An 18,782-nucleotide genomic window follows, 5' to 3' on the forward strand; every position below is an offset into this window, starting at 1 on the left:
CTGCTGATCGGCTGGCTCACACCACTATCGGCAGCGGGGTCCTGGTCAGCCCGGCGCAGTAGTCCAGCAGCTCCTCCTGAACCTCGACGTCGCGGGTGATCGGGGCCGGTGCCTGCGCCCGCTGATGGAAGAAATATTCGCCGGTCACGTCGGCCGCCGGGTCGTCCGAGGTGGCCAGCCAGGCCTGGGTGACGTACCCCTTGCTCATGTCGTCGGGCGCGCCCTCGCCACCCATCCGGGTCGGCACCCAGCCGGGCTCCAGCGCGTTGGAGCGCACGCCCGGCCAGAGCCGGGCCACGCCGAAGGCCAGCAGAACATCGAAGAGCTTGCTGTCCGCGTACGCCTGGTGGCCGCGCCACCACAACCGGTTCTTCCACTGCGGATCACTCAGGTCGACCGAACCGCGGTGGTGCACGCCGGAGGAGAGGTAGACCAGCCGCTCCGGTGGGGTGATCAGCGCGGTCAGCAGGTACGGCGCGACCACGTTGATCGCGAAGAGCTGGTTGATGCCGTCCGCGGTGGTCCGCCGCCGCTCCCGGTCGCCGACCCCGGCGTTGTGGATGACCGCGTCGAACCGCCCGCTCGCGTTGGCCTGCTCGGCGACCGCCTCCATCCCGGCCAGCGAGGACAGGTCGCCGACCAGCACGTCCGCGGCGGCCGGCAGCGCCGCGCGGGTGTCCGCGGCCCGCTCCGCGTTGCGGGCGTGCAGGACGACCTGGTGTCCCTGTCGGGCGAGCAGCTTGCCGGCCAGGAGCCCGAGGCCCTGGCTGGATCCGGTGATGAGTACGCGAGCCATAAGATCAACTTTCCCCGCGGTACCTGTGAATACTCGTGTGATTCGCGTGACTCAAGGTGTGCTGCCGGGTATGCGTCGCGCATGCCCAACACGCGACGACCGTGGCCGCTCCCCTTCGCCGCCGCGGCCGCCCTCCCCGGGATCTATGCCGTCCTGACCGGCCTGGACATGAGCCCGTTCCTGGCCGCCGCCGTGTTCGGCGCGGCGATCATCGGCGCCGCGTTCCTGCTCTCCTGGGCCGCGGAGACCGCCGAGGTGGACGTGAGCGCCGGCGTCGCCCTCGCCTTCCTGGCGTTCCTCGCCGTTCTCCCGGAGTACGGCGTCGACTTCGTCTTCACCATGCGGGCCGGGCAGGCCGTCGCCGAACAGGGCCAGTGCGGCGACTCCTGCTCGCTGGCGCTGGCCAACATGACCGGCGCCAACCGGGTCCTGGTCGGCATCGGCTGGCCACTGGTCGTGCTGCTGGCCGCGGTGGTCGCCCGCCGCCACCCCGGCCGCGCCCGGTCGGAGCCGAGCGTGCCCGCCCCCGGCCACGTCAAGCTGGACAAACCGATGTCGGTCGAGGTGGTGTTCCTGGCCGCGGCCACGATCTACTCGCTGACCCTGCCGCTGCGGCACACGCTGACCCTGATCGACGCCGCCGTCCTGCTCGCGATCTTCGGCCTGTACGCGTGGCGGCTGTCCAAGGCCCCGGTCGAGGAGCCCGAGCTCGCCGGCACCGCGGCCTGGATCGCCTCCCACGGCAAGAAGACCAGGCGCTGGTGGGTGCTGGGTCTGTTCCTGGCCGCGGCGGCCATCATCGTGCTGACCGCGGAACACTTCGCCGACGCGGTCGTGCACAGCGGCCAGCGCCTGAAGATCGACGAGTTCCTGCTGGTGCAGTGGGCGGCGCCGGTCGCCAGCGAGGCCCCGGAGCTGATCGTGGCCTGCCTCTACGCGTGGCGGCTGCGGGCCTCGCAGGCGCTCGGCACCCTGCTGTCCAGCAAGGTCAACCAGTGGACGCTGCTGGTCGGCACGATCCCGATCGTGTTCGCGGTCTCCTCGGCGAGCCTGCACGGCCTGCCACTGGACGAGCACCAGCGCTACGAGCTGCTGATCACCGCGGCCCAGTCGCTGTTCGCGGTGAGCCTGCTGGTCAACCTGCGCCTGAGCATGTGGGGCGCGTCATCGCTGATCACGTTGTTCGCGATCCAGTTCGCGGCCAGCATCGTGCTCGGCGACGCCGCGAACCGGATCGTGATGCTGGCCCTCTCCGCCGTCTACCTGGTGTCGGCCGTGGCGCTGTTCGTCCGCCAGCACCGGCAGGGCCGCGACCTGCTCCGCATCGGCCTGACCGCCGACCTGAAGCAGCTCGACGACCAGCCGGCCCCCGCCTGACCTGCCCCGCCGTCCCGCCGGACTCCGAGACGCCGCTTTCAAGGAAGCGGGCCCTGCGCGGGCTTGTAAGACGCCGCTTCAAGGCAAACGAGCCCTGCGCGATCAGAGGCGGAGAAGTTGGCTGACCGCGGACGGGTCGCCGGAGTAGGCGGCTGCCTCGATCGTGACGTCGGCGGCCGCCGGGACAAATCCGCCGGAAACCCACCGCTGCAGCGGCCGGGTCGAGCCGGTGACCGCGACCTCGACGCTCTCCCCCGCCGCGACCTCGACCGGGGCGAAGCCGAGCAGCACCCGGCGCGGGAAGTCGTCCGCCTCCACCACGCCGTACAGCTGAACGACATGCCGGCCGGCCCGCTCCCCGGTGTTGGTGACGCGGACGGTGGCCGTGAAACCCTCGCCCGCGACCGGTGACAGCACGAGCCGGTCCAGGGCGAACGTGGTGTAGGACAGGCCGAAGCCGAGCGGGAACGCCGCCGCGTGCCCGTCCCGGTCGAGCAGCCGCTGCCCGAACCACCGGTCGTAGACGATGCTGCGCGCGTTCCGGTCGAAGAACGGCAGGTGCTCCTCGCTGACCGGGATCGAATAGGGCAGCCGGCCGGCCGCGTCGGCCTTGCCGAGCAGCACGTCGGCGAGCGCGTGCCCGCCCTCGACCCCGCTGTACCAGCCGATCACCACGGCCGGCACCTCGTCGCGCCACTCCTCGGTGATCACGGCGCCCGCGGTCACGATGACCACGACGGTGCGCGGGTTGGCCGCCGCGACGGCCCGGATGAGCTCCACGTCGGCCGGCAACAACCGCAGGCTCGCCCGGTCGCCACCCGCGGCGCCGCCCATCGTCGCGGCCGCCTGCGACAGGTCGAACCCGGCCGCCCCGTCCGGCACCGGCGGGAACAGCGCCTGCAGCGCCGGGTCGGCCATCGTGTCAGCGCCGAGGTATTCGCCCTCGTCAACGGCGGTGTAGCCGACCACCACGACCGCGGCGTCGGCGGTGCGTGCGGCCTCAGCGGCGGCCTGCGCATCATCGGCGACATGATTGACGCGTACGCCTGGGACCGCGGCCGAAAGGCCGTCGAGAACCGTGACCACCGCCGGGGACCGCACGTCCGACGAACCGTGATCACCGGTGTTGCGGGCCGCCGCCAGCCGGCCCGCCACCACGATGCTGGTCAGCGCCGGGGCGGCCAGCGGTAGCGTCCCGTTCTCGTTCTTGAGCAGCACGATCGAGCGGCGGGACACCTCGCGGGCGAGGGCCCGGTGCTCGGCGCTGAAGACGACCTCGATGCCCGGCGCGGGCTCGAGATCGCGGGCATGGTGCGCCAGCTGGGTGGCCAGGATCCGGCGCGCGGCCCGGTCGACGTGCTCGACGCCGGCCGACCCGTCCGCCAGCGCGGCCGGCAGGTGCTGCGCCCGCTGCTGGCGGAACGGCTCCTCGACGTCGAGGCCGGCCCGCAACGAGGCGCCCGCGTCGCGCAGACCGAAGATGAAGTCGGAGACGGTCACGCCGGTGAACCCCCACCGGCCGCGCAGGATGCCCTCCATCAGCTCTTCGTTCTGCCCGGCCCACTCGCCGCCGACCGAGTTGTAGGCGGTCATGATGCCGTCGACACCCTCCTCGACGACCCGGCGGAAGTGCGGCAGGAACACTTCGTGCAGGGTCGCCTCGTCGGCGGTGACGTCCACCTGGAAGCGGGCGTTCTCCATGCTGTTGAGCGCGTAGTGCTTGGCCACCGCCATGGCGTTGCGCCGCACCCCGCGCACCAGCGCGGCCCCGAACTCGCCGAGCAGGATCGGGTCCTCGCCGTACGTCTCCTGAACGCGCCCCCAGGCCGGATGCCGCGGCAGATTGATGCAGACGCCGCCGAAGAAGTTCGCGCCCTGGGCGCGCATCTCCCGCCCGATCGCGACGCCGACCCGCTCCTCGAGGCCGAGGTCCCAGGTGGCGCCGCGGGCCATCGAGACCGGAAAGGCGGTCGAGGCGCCCATCACGACGCCGCGCGGCCCGTCGCTGAACCGCAGCCCCGGGATGCCGAGCCGGTCGACCGCGCCCATCACGATCGGCCGCAGGTTGTAGCCGGCCGCCATCTCGGCCATCCCCGGCCAGAACTCGTCGTCGCCGTCGAGCAGCCACAGCTTCTCGTCCAGGGTGAGCCGCGCCAGCAGGGCGTCGGTCTCGGCAGCGAGGCCGGCCCCGCCCGTCACCCGTGCGACCGCTTCGTCGAAGGCCGTCATCCCGCCACTCCCTTACTGACACCAGTGTAGGTAGCAGCAGTTTACGATCACCCGATGGCTCCGGGGAAGAGGGTGCGGCTGACCGCCGACGTACGCCGCGCGCAACTCGTCGCCGAGGCGACCGCACTGATCGCCCGGATCGGCTACCACCGCTTCTCGATCAAGGCCTTGTCCGAGGCCACCGGCCTGACCCGGGCGGGCGTGCTGCACCACGTCGGCTCGAAGGAACAGTTGCTGCTGGACGTGCTGGCCCTGCGCGACGAACGCGACACCGAGGGCATCGACCCCACGATGCCGACCCGCGAGATCCTCGACCGCATCGTGCGGCGCAACATCGAGCAGCCGGAGATAGTCCGCCTCTACACGGTCCTCGCGGCCGAGGCCCTGGACCCGGCCCACCCGGCCCACGCCTACTTCGCCGACCGCCTGCACACCGGCACCACCCTCTTCACGGAGCTGCTGGGCGACCACGAAACGGCGGTCGAGATCTACGCCTTCATGGACGGCATCCAGCTCAACTGGCTACGCGACCCGACAATCGACATCTGGCACCAGTGGACCCGTTTCGCCAACCGCCTCTTCAACACCGAGTAGCGGTCCCAACGATGCCGTTCACCTTTCCGGTCCGAGCCTGGCCGCCGCCGGATTTCACCTAAACCAGCGGCTGTCCCGGGCCGCACACAGGCGATCGGCAATGCGGCGCCGGCACCGACGTCCGAAGCGCGACGGTCGGCCGGCGGTCGCCGACATCGCGTCACGGCGCACGCCGGGAACGCACCACCCGCGACGCCGCATATCCGAAAATCGCCCACAAATACCGGCCGGGCGCGCCATTCTGTCTATCGCAAAAACAAACGGATCGTCATAGGCGAGCTGCGGTGCCGCTGGCGGCAGGTCGTCAGGCGTCGCCGCGGACGGCGGGCTGGAAGCCGAACGGCAGCTCCAGGCGGTGGCGGGCGAGCAGGTCCGGGTCGGCCAGCAGGTCCGGGGTTGGGGCGTCGGCGACGATGCGGCCGGTGTCGAGGATTACCGAGCGGGAGCAGAGCTGCAGGGCGTAGGGCAGGTCGTGGGTGACCATGAGCACCGTTACCGGGAGGGATTCCAGGATCTCGGCCAGTTCGCGGCGGCTGGCCGGGTCGAGGTTGGACGACGGCTCGTCCAGCACCAGGATCTCCGGGCGCATCGCCAGCACGGTGGCTACCGCGACGCGCCGGCGCTGGCCGAAGGACAGGTGGTGCGGGATCTGGTCGCGGTGGGCGGCCATGCCTACCGCCTCGAGGGCCTCGTCGACCCGCTGCCGCAGTTCGTCGGCGCGCAGGCCCAGGTTGGCCGGGCCGAACGCGACGTCCTCCGCGACCGTCGGCATGAAGAGCTGGTCGTCCGGGTCCTGGAAGACGATGCCGACCCGGCGGCGGATCTCGGCCAGGCCGGGCCGGTCGGCCGGATCGACGCGCATCCCGGCCACCTCGATCGTGCCGGCGCCGCCGTGCAGGATGCCGTTGAGGTGCAGCACCAGGGTGGTCTTGCCGGCGCCGTTCGGGCCGAGCAGCGCGACCCGCTCCCCCGCCGCCACCGTCAGGTCGACCCCGCGCAGGGCAGCGCTGCCGTCCGGGTAGGCGAAGGTCAGGCCCGCGATACGCAGCGACGGCGTCATGGCTGAACCACCTTTGGCATGCCCTTCCGGCGAGGCGACTCGCGGAAGTGTGGCTCGGTGTGGGCGGTCATGCGAGGACCGTAGCGAGCGCTATGCCGGCCGATGCGAGCGGCAGTGCGGCGGCGGCGGCCCACTGCGCGGGCGGGGTGCGCCGCTGGTCGGGTGCGGGCAGTCTGCCGGTGTAGCCGCGCGACACCATCGCCAAGTAGACGCGTTCGCCTCGTTCGTAGGCGCGCAGGAACAGGGCGCCTATGCCTACCGCGAACGCCTTGGCCTGCCACAGGAAGCGTGGGTCGTAGCCGCGCGAGAGCCGGGCTATGCGCATCCGGCGGGCGTCGTCGGCCAGGACGTCCAGGTAGCGCAGCATGAACGTGGCGATCTGGGTGAACACCTGTGGGCAGCGCAGGCGGTCCAGGCCGAGGATCAGGTCGCGCATCGTGGTGGTGGCGGCCAGCAGCAGCGAGGCCAGCACGCCCAGGGTGCCCTTGGCGAAGATGTTCCACGCGCCGTAGAGGCCGTCGACCGACAGTGACATCCCCAGCCAGTCGACGCGCGCGCCGTGGCCGGCGAACGGCAGTGCGATCGCCAGCAGCACGAACGGCAGCTCGATCGTGGAGCGCTTGGCCAGCCACGCGGGCGGCACCCGCGCCAGCACGGTGACCACCGCCAGCAGCAGGGCGTAGCCGGCGAACGCCGCGAACTCCGCCCTCGGGGTGCTCACCACCACGATCGTGAACAGCAGCACCGCGAGGATCTTCACCTCGGGCGCCAGCCGGTGGACCGGGCTGTCCCGGTCGAGGTGCAGCGGGTGCGCGTGGCCCGCGCCCACTCAGGCTTCCTGCCGGTTGCGGCGGCGGGCCAGCCGGAACAGGCCGGCCCCGAGTCCGAACGTGATCAGAACACCGGCAACCCCGGAAAGGCCGGTCGAGACGTACGGGTGGGAAATGCCCTTGATTCCGTAGTCGGCGAGCGGGCTGCCGGCCATCTGATGGTCCTTCTCCCGCTGGGCCATGCAGGTGCCGCCGGTGATCTCGCCGGCCGCGTCGAACGTGCAGCCCTGCCGGGCGGCCGCGTCCAGTCCGTCGGGGCTGCCCGAGGCGAAGTTGCTGACCACGCCGGCCAGGAGCAGCGCGACGAACAGGCCGGCGAACCAGAACCACTTCTTCTTCAGGAAGGTCATGCCGGCACTCCGATCTCGGCGACTGCCTGCTTACGGAACCGGCGCAACGCGTACACCAGATCGGGCCGGACCTTGGCGACGGTGGCGACCGTGGTCGCGGCGATCAGGCCCTCGCCGATGCCGATCAGGACGTGCACGCCGGCCATGGTGCCGGCGATCGTGGGCAGCGAGAGCGCGGTGGTGCCGCCGAGCGCGTACTCCAGCACGAAGCCCTGCGACGCCAGCACGACGCTGACGATCGAGGCGATCAGGGCGGTGGTGCCGAGCCCGCGCGGGTTCTTCGGCAGCACCCGCAGCAGGCCGGCCACCAGCAGGTATCCGGCGGCGGTGCCGATCAGCGCCATGTTCGTGATGTTCAGCCCGAGCGCGGTGAGGCCGCCGTCGGCGAACAGCAGGCACTGCACGATCAGCACCGTCGAGACGCAGAGCGCGCCCACCCACGGGCCGACCAGGATCACCGCCAGGGTGCCGCCGAGCAGGTGCCCGGAGACACCGGGCAGCACCTGGAAGTTGAGCATCTGCACCGCGAAGATGAACGCCGCGACCAGGCCGGCCATCGGCGCCAGGCGCTCGTCGAGGTCGTTGCGTCCCTTGTACACACAGAACGCCAGCGCCGCCGCCGCGAACACCGCGAACACCGCCGAAACCGGCCCGTTCACGATGCCGTTGGCGATGTGCATCGCCACTGTCTCCATGAAGCCCTCCCGAAGGTCACCGGCTCTCCGGGGAGCATATGGGCCTCGTTAGGCTATTGCCAAGTAATTGCAATAGCCCAACTCGGCGCGTCAGCTGCCCGCGGGTGCGGGCGACACCGGCACCTCCGATCGGTCTGCACGGCGGCCCCGGACCGCCCCGATCACGACGTCGGCCAGCAGGAACGCGGCCAGAGGCAGGCCGAACAGCGGCAGCGCCCAGCCGATCGCGAAGATCACCGGGACGCCGACCGCGATCGCCCACGGGGGCAGTTGCTGCCACGCGCCCCGGCCGACCGGCGGCGCGCCGACCAGGGCGCGGCGGTCGGCCCGGGTGGGCCGGCGCTGCCACCACATGCGGTAGCCCCAGACGATCACGCAGATCAGGCCGAGCGCGAGGGCGGCCAGCAGGAGCTGGTTGGCCAGGCCGAACAGGTCACCCATGTGGGCGTAGATGCCCCACTGGGTGAACTTGGCCATCAGCGGCCAGTCGGCGAAGTCGCTCCGGTCGGTGATCGCGCCGGTGGCGCCGTCGACCGCGATGCTGTCCCGTCGCACCGGCCAGAGGCCGTCCTCCTGGGTGACCGTCCACGCGGTGGTGGCGTCGGCCGGCAGCGTGACCGAGATCGGTCCGTCCAGGCCGTTGGCGCCGGCCACCTGCATCACCCGGTCGATGACGGCCGGGTCGGCAGGCGTGCCGGCCGGCGCGGTGGCGCCGCCGCCGTGGTGGCCGGCCGGGGCCACGGCCGCGCCACTCAGCTCGGCCGAGACCGCGGGCCGGCTGCCGCGCAGCGCGTCGACCGCCGCGTTGAAGTTCTCGCCCGCGAGGTTCGACCAGGTCAGGCCGGTGACCGACAGGAAGAGCAGGCCGACCGACAGCCACAGGCCGGTGGAGGCGTGCCAGCCACGGGTGCGGCGCACGCCCTTCTTCGCGGCCAGGTCGGGCCGGAGCATCCGCTTGCCGCGCTGGCGGCGCCACCACAGCGCGACCCCGCCCAGCGCGAGCACCCACAGCCAGCTCGCCGCGAACTCCGAGTAGTAGTAGCCGACGCTGCCCAGATGCAGGTGCGTGTGCATGTCGTCGAACCAGGTCCGCAGCGGGGTGCTCGCCCACCAGGTGGTCAGCTGCCCGGTGACCCGGGCGTCGTAGGGGTTCACGTACACCGTGTGCTGGTGTTCGGAATCCAGCTCCGGCGAGCTGAAGTCGACCTGGGTGGTCCGCTCGCCGCTGCCCGGCCGCACGGCGGTGATGTCGCCGGCCGGATGGGTGGCGCGGGCCGCGGCGAGCTGCTCGGACAGCGGCCGGGCCGGGCCGGCCGGCGAGACGGCCAGCTCGTCCGCGTAGACCGCCCGCTCCAACTGCGGGGTGAACACGTAGGCGATCCCGGTCAGCGCCGCGAGCAGCACGAACGGGGCGACGAAGAGGCCGGCGTAGAAGTGCAGGCGTAACAGCAAGGGGCCGAAGCCGCTCACGGAACGCCCCGGTCGAGGCGGGGCAGGGGTCGGGGACGGTGACAGCTGTGCGGCGGTCATGGGCTCCTCGCTCGGGGTCCACGGGCGTCAGGGGAAGGTCACGCACGGGTTGGTCGAGCGGCCGCACCGGAAAGTTCCAGGAAGTTGTGACCTGGCACTCAGTGGGGATGCAGGGAACCAGGCGGGCCCGGCGAGCGACCACCCGGGGTGATCGTGAAGTGGGGAGCCCGGATCGGGCCGGTGATGGCGGCCGCGCTGACGCTGGTGGCGGCGCTGATCTTCGGCCACGGGGTGGACGACGCGGTGCTGCCGGGGATTCCGACGCCGGGCGCGGCGACCGAGTGGGCGCTGCCGGTGATGACGTTGCTCGCCAACCTGCTCGGGGTGCTGACCGTCGGCGCGACCGTGACCGCGGCGTTCCTGCTGCCGGGTGACGGCCGGAGCGTGTCCGCCCATGGCTGGCTGCTGCTGCGCCGGGCGACGTGGCTCGCGGCCGGGTGGGCGGTCGCCGCGCTCGCCCTGATCGTGCTGACCGTCTCGGACGTGCTTGCCGTGCCGGTCGGCGAGCTGGGCTCGCACGCCATTTACGGCTTCGCGTTGTCGATCTCGCAGGGTCAGGCGCTGCTGGCGCAGGCCGGCCTGGCGGCGCTGGTCGTGGTGCTGAGCCGGTGCGGTGTCGCGCGCGGACCGGCGGCCGCGACCGCCCTGGTGGCGATGGCCGCGCTGCTGCCGCCCGCGTTCACCGGGCACGCGGCCTCGGCCGGCAACCATCAGGTCGCGGTGACCAGCCTTGCCCTGCACGTGCTGGCCGCGACGCTCTGGGTGGGCGGGCTGGCCGGGTTGTTCGTGGTCCGCCGCACGCGCCGGTTCGCCGAGACGGCGGGCCGATACAGCCGACTGGCGGTGGGCTGCTTCGTGGCGACCGCGATCACCGGGGCGGCCAACGCGGCCGTCCGGCTCGGTGACTGGTCGCCGCTGTGGTCCTCTCGCTACGGCGTACTCGTGCTGCTGAAGGTGGTGGCTCTTCTCGCTGCCGGGCTGATCGGGGCCCGGCATCGCGCCCGGACCCTGCCCGCGCTGGCCGCCGGCCGGCCGGATGCGTTCCTGCGCCTGGCCGCCGGGGAGCTGGCGCTGCTCGGGGCGGCGATCGGGCTGGCGGTGGCGCTGTCGCGGAGCCCGACGCCGGTGCCGGCCAATCCGGAGGACGCCGATCCACTGGTCGACCTGCTGGGTTTCGCCGCCCCGCCGGTGTCGAGCGCCGCGCGGATGTTCGCCGATCCGCTGCCCGACCTGTTCTTCCTGACGGTCGCGGCCGTCGGCATCGGCGCCTACCTCGCCGGTGTCGTGCGGCTGCGCCGGGCCGGGCACGCCTGGCCGGTCAGCCGCACCGTCAGCTGGGTCGGTGGCCTGCTGCTGCTCGCCGCGATCACCGGCCTGGGGGTGGCGCGCTACGCCTACGTGCTGTTCAGCGTCCACATGGTGCAGCACATGGTGCTGTCCATGGTGGTGCCGATCCTGCTCGTGGCCGGCGCCCCGGTGACCCTGGCCCTGCGCACCCTGCGCCGGCCGGCCGACCCGCAGGTGCGCGGCGCCCGCGAGTGGCTGCTCGTCCTGGTGCACAGCCGCTTCCTGCGCGTGCTCACCCACCCGGTGGTGGCCCTCGCGATCTACGTGACCAGCCTCTACGGCCTGTATTTCAGTGGGCTGCTCGGCACCCTGATGCGCTACCACCTCGGGCACCTGGCGATGCTCACGCACTTCGTCCTCGCCGGATACCTGCTGTTCTGGGTGCTGGTCGGGGTGGATCCGGGGCGGCGGCGGATCCACCCGGCGCTGCTGACGCTCGTGCACTTCCTGGCGGTGGCGGCGCACGCGTTCTTCGGCTTCGTGCTGCTGCAGTCGACCACGATCATCGGCCTCGACTGGTACACCTCGGTGCACCCGGCCTGGGCCTCGTCGCTGATCACCGATCAGCGGCTGGGCGCCGGGCTGGCGTGGGCTTTCGGCGAGCTGCCGGCGGCCGCGGTGCTGCTCGTGCTGGTGCGCCAGTGGATCCGCAGCGACGAGCGCGAACAGGCCCGCCTCGACCGGGCGGCCGACCGCGCCGAGGCCAGCGGCGAAGAGGACGAGCTGGCTCGGTACAACGCATTTCTCGCCGCGAATGGAACTGAATCGCGGTAACGGACGACTACCGGAATGACACGTTCATCCCAGAAGTTACCGGAAAGAGAATAATGCGACGCTTCGCCCTCACGGCCCTGGCCGCCGCCGCCCTCACTCTGAGCCTGTCCGCCTGCGGCGGCAGCGAGGAAAAAGCGGAAGCGGCGGCGCCGCCGGCCGCCGAGCTCACCGTCAAGGACCCCTGGGTCAAGGCCGTCGACTCCGGCATGACCGCCGCGTTCGGCACCCTGGTCAACAACACCGCCGCGGATGTCACCGTCGTGAGCGCCGCCTCGCCGGCCTCGCCGATGGAGCTGCACGAGATGGCGATGCAGGACGGCGCGATGGTGATGCGGCCCAAGGAGGGCGGCTTCGTGATCAAGGCGGGCGGCACGCACGAGCTGTCCCCCGGCGGCGATCACCTGATGCTCATGCAGCCGTCCGCGCCGATCAAGCCGGGTGACGAGCTGCGGTTCACGCTCACCCTGGGCGACGGCGGGACGGTCTCGTTCAGCGCGGTGGCCAAGCCGTTCGCCGGCGCCGGCGAGAGCTACGCGCCCTCGACGATGCCGAGCATGGCTTCGTGACCCTCGACCGCCGAACCCTGATCACCGGCGGCGCCGGCGCGGTGGTCGGTGCCGCTGCCGGCGCGGGCGGTGTCGTGGCGCTGCCTGAAAAGGCCGCGGCGCTGTCCGAGCAAGCGGCCGGGAAAGCGGCCGGGGACGTCGGCTCCGGGACCGTCGCGTTCCACGGGCCACGCCAGGCCGGCGTGACCACCGAGCCGCCCGCACACGCCGCCTTCGTCGCCTTCACGCTGCCCGCCGGAACCGACCGGCGGGCCCTGGGCCGGATGATGCGGCTGCTCTCCGACGACGCGGCCCGGCTGACCCGGGGCGAGCCGGCGCTCGGCGACACCGACGCCGCCCTCGCTGCCCTGCCGGCCCGGCTGACCATCACGTTCGGCTTCGGCCCGGGCCTCTACACCGCCGCCGGTGTGCGGCCGCCCATCGCCGACCTGCCCGCCTTCCGGATCGACCGGCTGGAGCCGCGCTGGTCGGGCGGCGATCTGCTGCTGCAGATCTGCGCCGACGACCCGCTGACCGTCACCCACGCCCAGCGCATGCTGATCAAGGACGCCCGGCCGTTCGCCGCGGTCCGCTGGGTGCAGACCGGCTTCCGCCGCAGCCCCGGCGCACAGCCCGCCGGATTCACCCAGCGCAACGTGCTCGGCCAGCTCGACGGCACGGCCAACCCGACCGGCGCGGTCATGGACACCGCGGTATGGGCCCGGGACGGCAGCACCACCCTGGTGGTACGGCGGATCCGCGCCGAAATCGAGAAGTGGGACCTGCTGAGCGTCGCCGACAAGGAGAACGCGGCCGGCCGGCGGATGGCCACCGGCGCCCCGCTCTCCGGCCACCTGGAGCACGACGAGCCCGACTTCGCCAAGCTCGGCGACGGCGGGCTGCCGGTGATGCCCGACTACGCCCACGTCACCCGGGCCCACGTGATCGACCCGGCCCTGAAGATTCTGCGCCGGCCGTACAACTTCGACGGCGCGCCCAACGCCTCCGGGCAACCCGACAGCGGCCTGATCTTCGCCTCTTTTCAGGCCGACATCACCCGGCAGTACGTTCCCATCCAGTCCCGCCTCGCCGAGAAGGACCTGCTCAACGAATGGATAACACCGATCGGCTCGGCCGTCTTCGCGATCCCGCCCGGCTGTGCCGAGGGCGGCTGGATCGGCGCGGAGGTGCTCGGATGAGACGCCTGTGCACCGCGCTCGCCGTCCTGCTCGCGATGCTGCTGCCGAGCGCGCCGGCCTGGGCGCACAACTCGCTCGCCGAATCCAGCCCGGCGGCCGGCGCCACGCTGACCGCCGCGCCGGGCGAGGTGCGGCTGCGCTTCCTGCAGAAGCTCAACCCGCAGTTCACCACGATCGTCGTCTCCGACGCCGCCAAGCAGCGGGTGCCGACCGGCGAGCCGGCCGTCGACGGCGCCACCGGCCGCGTCACGATCAGCGGGGCGCTGGCCAACGGCGGCTACACGGTCGCCTACCGCACCGTCTCGGTCGACGGCCACGTCGTGCAGGGCTCGTACGCATTCACCGTCGCCGACCCGGCCGCGCGAGCCGCCGTCGCCTCTACCAGCGCAGCCGCCACCAGCACGGTAGCCACCAGCGCGGCAGCCGCCGCATCATCGGAGCCGCGGGATGACGGCGGCCTGCCCGGCCCGGTCGTCATCGGACTCGTTGCGTTCGGTGTGATTCTGGCCGGGCTCGCCGCCGCCCTCTATCGGCGTGGCCGCCGTCCCGGTCAGCTCACCCGGGCCAGCCACTCCAGGACGTAGTTGGCCACCGCCCGCCACCCCGAGTCGATGGTCAGCGAATGGCCGCGGTCCGGGAACTGCTTCAGGTCGGTGACCGCGGCCGCATCGCCGTACAGCTTGTAGGTGGCCCGGGTGACCACGTCGGGCACGGTGTGGTCCTGCTGGCCGGAGATCAGCAGCAGCGGGCCGCGGGCGGTGTTCGCGGTGTCGACGGCCGCGGGCGAGTTCTTCGTGAAGTTCGCGAACGCGGCCTCGAACAGCGGCCGGCCCGGCGAAGGGATGGTCCAGCGGGTGAACAGGTCGCCGGACTCGCGCTCGTCGAGCGCGTTGCCGAAGGCGTACCGGAACTGGGTCGGAGAAAGCGAGACGGCCCGGCGGCGATTCGCCGGGTTGGAAAGAACCGGGAAGCCGGAGCGCAACTGCGCGAACGGCAACGGTTTGACGCCTTTGATCGGGGCCGGGTCGATGGCGACGCCGGCCCGGGCGAGGCCGCGGGCGAGCAGCTTCTGGGTGATCAGGCCGCCGAACGAGTGACCGATGACGACCGGGGCGGCGGGCAGGCCGGCGATGATCCGCGCGTAGTGCTCGGTGACGTCGTCGATGCCGAGACCCGCGACGGCCTGCGGGGCGCGGCGGGCGGCCTCGACGGTGCCCGGCTCACCGGGCCAGCCCGGGGCGAGAGGGGCGAAGCCACGCGCGGCGAACAGCTCGCTCCAGGCCTGCCAGGAGGAGGCGTGCAGCCAGAGTCCGTGGACGAAGAGGACCGGCGGGTCAGTCATGACCGGAACACTCGACGCGCAGTCACCCCGGCCGAATCGGTCGGATGACTTAACCCAAGCACACAGCGAACCGGCAGGAAGTTGTCGAGCTGGGCACAGCCGGCGCACAGAAGATGGCTGCATGATGCACGCTCGGCCGCCGCTTCCCCGGCGCACGATCGCCCGCCTCGTTCAGGCGGCCGGCCTGTTCGACGCCGTCACCGCGATCGCACCGCCCCGGCACGGCCGGATGGTCGCCCTGATGGAGTTCGTCCCGGCCGCCGGGGTGCTCTCGGCGCGAGCCGGCACCGTCATGATCGGCCTGCTGCTGGTCTATCTCGGGGCCGGCCTGCGCCGCGGCAAGCGCCGGGCCTGGCAGGTCGCGGCCGGCCTGACCGCCGCCTCGATCGTCGGGCACCTGGTCAAGGGCCTCGACTTCGATGCGGCCGCGGTCGCCGCGGTCCTGCTGATCATCCTGCTGGTCACCCGCGACCGGTTCACCACGATCGCCGACCCGGCGCACCGGTGGCGGGCCCTCAGCGCGCTGCTAGGCTTCGCCGTTGCCGGGTTCGCCCTCGGGTTCGTCGAGATCGCGTTCCGGGCCAACCGGCTCGTCGGCTCGCCCGGCGTCGCCGACTGGGCCCGGGAGGCCGCCCTCGGCCTGATCGGCCTCGACGGGCCGGTCGAGTTCCGCTACCGCTTCGGCGCCGACGCGGTCGCCTGGACCACCGGGGCCTGCGGCCTGCTCGCCGCCGGGGTCGCGCTGGTGATCCTGCTCCGGCCCGGCTCACGCCGGCCACACCGCGAGGCCGCGAGCGAGGAGCGTCTGCGCGAGCTCCTTCAGCGGTACGGCGAGGCCGACTCGCTCGGCTATTTCGCGCTGCGCACCGACAAGTCGCTGATCTGGGCCCCGAACCAGGCCTCGGTGGTGGCCTACCGGGTGGTCAACGGCGTGAGCCTGGCGGCCGGCGACCCGATCGGCCCCGAGTCGGCCTGGCCCGAGGCGATCGGCGCGTGGCTGGCCGACGCGGACCGGCACGGATGGACGCCGGCGGTCCTGGGCTGCGGCAATGCGGCCGGAAAGGCGTACCGCAAATCGGGTCTTGATGTTGTTGAGCTCGGTGACGAAGCGGTCGTGGACACCGCCGTGTTCTCGCTGAACGGCCGGCCGATGCGCGGGGTGCGGCAGGCGGTCAACCGGGTGCGGCGGGCGGGTTACCACTGTCGCGTCGCCCGGCAGCGTGACCTCACCGCCGCCGAGCTGGCCGGCGCCGTGCGCGCCGCCGACCTGTTCCGGGACGGGCCGGTCGAGCGCGGCTTCTCGATGGCGCTCTCCCGGCTCGGCGACCCGGCCGACGCCGACTGCCTGCTGGTGCTCTGCCACGACGAGCAGCAACGGCTGCGCGGCCTGCTGCAGTTCGTGCCGTGGGGCGCCGACGGGCTGTCGCTCGACCTGATGCGCGGCGACCGCACCGCCGAGAACGGCCTCACCGAGCTGATGATCACGGAGGTCCTGACCGAGGCGCCGGCCCTGGGCGTACGCCGGGTGTCGCTGAATTTCGCGGTGCTGCGCTCGGTGTTCGCCCGTGCCGAGGAGCTCGGCGCCGGTCCCGTTCTGCGCCTGTGGCACCGGCTGCTCAAGGCCGCGTCCCGGCTGTGGCAGATCGAGTCGCTGTACCGCGCGAACGCGAAATACCAGCCCGACTGGCAGCCGCGTTACCTGTGCTTCCCGACGGCGCGCGACCTGCCGCGCATCGCCGTGGCCGCGCTGAGCGCCGAAGCCTTCCTGCCCGCTTCGCCGCTGCGCCGGACGCCCGAGCAGGTGGCGGTGTGACGCTCACCGGGCTGCCGCTGCTCCTGTTCGCCGCGGCCGCCGCCGTCGCGGCCGCAGCAGCCGTGGTCCGGCTGTGGTCGCGCGCCTGGATCGCCGCCCGCATCGCCGGGGTGCTGCTGCTGGAGACGCTGGTCGTGTTCGCCGCCGGGCTGGCCGTCAACCGGCACGAGATGTTCTATCCGTCCTGGCAGGCGCTGCGCGGCGACACCGGGACGGTCGCGGTCACCGCACCGGTCGCGGCCGGCCGGCTCGACGCGACGACGGCCTCGTCCTTCCGGTGGCATCCCGCCGGGCTCGCCGCGTGGCATCTGGCCGCGCCGCCGCTCGTGACCCTCCCGGCCGACTACCGGAGCCGGCCCGGCGTCACCTTTCCGGTCGTGCTGTCGATGGGCTCGGCCGTTCCGCGCATCCTGTCGGCCGTGACCGTGACCCTCGCGCCCACCCCGCGCACCACCACATCCGCCCTGCGCAGCCTGCCGTTCGAGCTCCGGCACGACCTGCGGGTGGCCACGACCGGGTGGGTCGTCATGGGCGCCGGGCGTTCCCTCGCCGATCTGCCGCCCGCCCTGGCCGCGCCGATGACGCTGCCGGCCGCATGAGCGTCGCCCTGGCGCTGGCCGCCGTGCTCGCGATCGCCGTCCTCCTGGCGACCTTCTGGAACCGGCTGCGCCTGGCCGGCCGCTCCGGGCTGATCCTCGCGGCCGTGCTCAGCGTCGTCGCCGCGGCCGCGTTGCAGGTCAATCAGCTGGTGCAGGCCTATCCGACCGGCGGCACGCCCGCCGCGGCCGCCTCCGGCAGCCAGATGCTCACCGTCTCGGTGCCGGGCCGGGCAAGTCAACTGACCCTGCAGATGTACGTCTACCTGCCTGCCGCCTACCGCACCGGCCGCGACCGGTTCCCGGTGATCGAGGCGCTGCACGGCTATCCCGGCTCCCCGCAGACCTGGCTGCGCCGCCTCGGCGTCCAGTCCTACCTGGACCGGGAGATCGCCGCCGGCCGGATGGCCCCGACCGTAGTGCTGTTCCCCTACCAGACCCCGAATCGCCTGCTCGACACCGAGTGCACCAACCTGCGCGGCGGCCCGCAGACCGAGACGTTCCTGACCGTGGACGTGCCCGCCTACGCCCGGGCGCACTACCGCGTCCGCCACTCGGACTGGGGATTGACGGGTTACTCGGCCGGCGCGTTCTGCGCGATCAACCTGGCGCTGCGCCATCCTGGTTTCTACGAGGCGGCGGCCTCGCTGTCGGGCTACGCGTCGCCCGGCATCAAGATCGGCGACGGCTCGGAGAACACCACGAACAACCCCGGCTGGCGCCTGCGTCACCTCCCCCAGCCACCGATCGCCCTGTGGCTGGGCTGGGCCGCCGACGACCGCGAGTCCGCCCACGACTCCCGCCGGCTCGCCACCCTCCGCCATCCCCCGCTGTCCCTGACCACCGCGGTGGTCGCGCACGGCGGTCACAGCGACGCGGTCTGGACCCGGATGGAGCCGCCCGCCTTCGACTGGCTCTCCGCCCACCTGCCCCGCCCGCTCTCATGAGGCTCGTCCTCCCGCTGCTCGCGTTGCTGCTGGCCGCCTGCGCACCACCGGCCGGCCCGCCGCGGCTGCGCACGGTGGTCACGCTCGGCGACTCGGTCCCGGCCGGCACCGCCTGCGGCTGCGACCCCTTCCCGACGGTGTACGCCCGGGCCCAGCAAGCCATCGACATCAACCTGGCCGAACCCGGCTCGTCGGCCGCCGACGTGCGCACCGCCGTGCCCGCCGACCGGGACGTGCTCGCCACCGCCGCCGAGGTGATCATCATGATCGGCGCCAACGACATGGCCGCGTCCTTCGACGACCCGTCCTCGTATGCCGCCGTCGCCACCGGCATCGAGACCGAGGTGGCCGCGTCGGTGACCGCGATCGAACAGCTCCACCCGGTCCCGGTGATCGTCCTCGGCTACTGGAACGTGGTCCTCGACGGCAAGGTCGGCGCCGCCCGTTACGGCCCGGCCGGCACCCGAGCGGCAACCCAGGCCACCGTCGCCGTCAACCGGGCCTTGCAGTCCGCCGCCGCCCGGTCCGGCGCAACCTACATCGCGACGCTGCCGGCCTTCCACGGCCCCGACGGCCACCAGGACCCGACCGCCCTGCTGGCCCCCGACGGCGACCACCCCAACGCCGCCGGCCAGGCCGCGATAGCCGCCCTCCTGCCCACCCTCGCCTGAACCGCCCGCCCGCCTCCTCCGCCGGTAGCGGCGGCGGCGGCCCGGAACCCGATCTTGGGCAGTTGCGGTTCGGAGCTGACGCCAAAT

The 18,782-nt window shown here is 72.7% G+C and carries 18 protein-coding genes; 10 read left to right on the forward strand and 8 right to left on the reverse strand.

The annotated features are described in order from the left end of the window. Window positions 1-16: 16 nt before the first annotated feature. Window positions 17-796: an SDR family NAD(P)-dependent oxidoreductase gene (locus tag AB0E90_RS01800; protein ID WP_360397893.1), complete on the reverse strand. Its 780-nt coding sequence runs from the start codon at window positions 794-796 to the stop codon at window positions 17-19. Between the two features lie 81 nt (window positions 797-877). On the opposite strand from AB0E90_RS01800, the gene AB0E90_RS01805 reads away from it, so the two are divergent. Continuing rightward, window positions 878-2,173, forward strand: coding sequence for a sodium:proton exchanger (locus AB0E90_RS01805; protein ID WP_360397895.1), 1,296 nt, complete (start codon window positions 878-880; stop codon window positions 2,171-2,173). Between the two features lie 102 nt (window positions 2,174-2,275). Here the strand turns inward: AB0E90_RS01805 and AB0E90_RS01810 are convergent, their stop codons facing one another. Continuing rightward, entirely contained in the window at window positions 2,276-4,402 is a 2,127-nt protein-coding gene (locus tag AB0E90_RS01810) for a glycoside hydrolase family 3 C-terminal domain-containing protein (RefSeq protein WP_360397897.1), read from the reverse strand. Window positions 4,403-4,456: 54 nt separating this feature from the next. Here AB0E90_RS01810 and AB0E90_RS01815 point away from each other — a divergent pair, with 54 nt between their 5' ends. Next, entirely contained in the window at window positions 4,457-4,996 is a 540-nt protein-coding gene (locus AB0E90_RS01815) for a helix-turn-helix domain-containing protein (RefSeq protein ID WP_360397899.1), read from the forward strand. 304 nt (window positions 4,997-5,300) lie between these two features. Here AB0E90_RS01815 and AB0E90_RS01820 read toward each other — a convergent pair whose 3' ends face one another. From AB0E90_RS01820 to AB0E90_RS01840, 5 genes are all read right to left on the reverse strand, one after another. Next, a complete protein-coding gene (locus AB0E90_RS01820; protein WP_360397901.1) occupies window positions 5,301-6,056 on the reverse strand; it encodes an ABC transporter ATP-binding protein in 756 nt (251 codons plus the stop codon). Between the two features lie 67 nt (window positions 6,057-6,123). After that, a complete protein-coding gene (gene cbiQ, locus AB0E90_RS01825) occupies window positions 6,124-6,885 on the reverse strand; it encodes a cobalt ECF transporter T component CbiQ (RefSeq protein ID WP_360397903.1) in 762 nt (253 codons plus the stop codon). Further along, complete coding sequence (locus AB0E90_RS01830) at window positions 6,886-7,236, reverse strand: PDGLE domain-containing protein (protein ID WP_360397905.1); 351 nt, start codon at window positions 7,234-7,236, stop codon at window positions 6,886-6,888. Continuing rightward, window positions 7,233-7,931, reverse strand: coding sequence for an energy-coupling factor ABC transporter permease (locus AB0E90_RS01835; RefSeq protein WP_360397907.1), 699 nt, complete (start codon window positions 7,929-7,931; stop codon window positions 7,233-7,235). Before AB0E90_RS01835 ends, AB0E90_RS01830 begins: the two co-directional genes overlap by 4 nt. Before the next feature lie 90 nt (window positions 7,932-8,021). Continuing rightward, entirely contained in the window at window positions 8,022-9,401 is a 1,380-nt protein-coding gene (locus tag AB0E90_RS01840; RefSeq protein ID WP_360397909.1) for a PepSY domain-containing protein, read from the reverse strand. Window positions 9,402-9,614: 213 nt separating this feature from the next. On the opposite strand from AB0E90_RS01840, the gene AB0E90_RS01845 reads away from it, so the two are divergent. The 4 genes from AB0E90_RS01845 to AB0E90_RS01860 are packed head-to-tail and all read left to right on the forward strand — an operon-like array spanning window position 9,615 to window position 13,910. Then, on the forward strand, window positions 9,615-11,582 hold the full coding sequence (locus AB0E90_RS01845; protein WP_360397911.1) for a cytochrome c oxidase assembly protein: 1,968 nt from the start codon (window positions 9,615-9,617) through the stop codon (window positions 11,580-11,582). Window positions 11,583-11,635: 53 nt separating this feature from the next. Continuing rightward, entirely contained in the window at window positions 11,636-12,148 is a 513-nt protein-coding gene (locus AB0E90_RS01850) for a copper chaperone PCu(A)C (protein WP_360397913.1), read from the forward strand. Then, the gene (locus tag AB0E90_RS01855) at window positions 12,145-13,326 is read left to right on the forward strand and encodes a Dyp-type peroxidase (protein ID WP_360397915.1); all 1,182 of its coding nucleotides are present in this window, start codon (window positions 12,145-12,147) and stop codon (window positions 13,324-13,326) included. Before AB0E90_RS01850 ends, AB0E90_RS01855 begins: the two co-directional genes overlap by 4 nt. Next, a complete protein-coding gene (locus AB0E90_RS01860; protein WP_360397917.1) occupies window positions 13,323-13,910 on the forward strand; it encodes a copper resistance CopC family protein in 588 nt (195 codons plus the stop codon). The genes AB0E90_RS01855 and AB0E90_RS01860 overlap by 4 nt, the downstream gene beginning before the upstream one ends. Here the strand turns inward: AB0E90_RS01860 and AB0E90_RS01865 are convergent. Beyond that, window positions 13,877-14,668, reverse strand: a complete 792-nt coding sequence (locus tag AB0E90_RS01865) for an alpha/beta fold hydrolase (RefSeq protein ID WP_360397919.1) — start codon at window positions 14,666-14,668, stop codon at window positions 13,877-13,879. The genes AB0E90_RS01860 and AB0E90_RS01865 overlap by 34 nt on opposite strands. A 121-nt stretch (window positions 14,669-14,789) precedes the next feature. Here AB0E90_RS01865 and AB0E90_RS01870 point away from each other — a divergent pair, with 121 nt between their 5' ends. Genes AB0E90_RS01870 through AB0E90_RS01885 form a run of 4 tightly spaced genes read left to right on the forward strand, consistent with a single transcriptional unit; the run spans window position 14,790 to window position 18,695 of the window. Beyond that, window positions 14,790-16,481, forward strand: a complete 1,692-nt coding sequence (locus tag AB0E90_RS01870) for a phosphatidylglycerol lysyltransferase domain-containing protein (protein WP_360397921.1) — start codon at window positions 14,790-14,792, stop codon at window positions 16,479-16,481. Continuing rightward, window positions 16,478-17,080: a hypothetical protein gene (locus AB0E90_RS01875; RefSeq protein ID WP_360397923.1), complete on the forward strand. Its 603-nt coding sequence runs from the start codon at window positions 16,478-16,480 to the stop codon at window positions 17,078-17,080. The genes AB0E90_RS01870 and AB0E90_RS01875 overlap by 4 nt, the downstream gene beginning before the upstream one ends. Next, on the forward strand, window positions 17,077-18,024 hold the full coding sequence (locus tag AB0E90_RS01880; RefSeq protein WP_360397925.1) for an alpha/beta hydrolase-fold protein: 948 nt from the start codon (window positions 17,077-17,079) through the stop codon (window positions 18,022-18,024). Before AB0E90_RS01875 ends, AB0E90_RS01880 begins: the two co-directional genes overlap by 4 nt. Beyond that, window positions 18,021-18,695 (forward strand): SGNH/GDSL hydrolase family protein, encoded by a 675-nt coding sequence (locus AB0E90_RS01885; RefSeq protein ID WP_360397927.1) that lies wholly within the window; start codon window positions 18,021-18,023, stop codon window positions 18,693-18,695. The genes AB0E90_RS01880 and AB0E90_RS01885 overlap by 4 nt, the downstream gene beginning before the upstream one ends. The last annotated feature ends 87 nt before the right edge of the window (window positions 18,696-18,782 follow it).

Origin of the sequence: Actinoplanes sp. NPDC026619, assembly GCF_040638295.1 — a bacterium.
Taxonomy (GTDB): Bacteria; Actinomycetota; Actinomycetes; order Mycobacteriales; family Micromonosporaceae; genus Actinoplanes.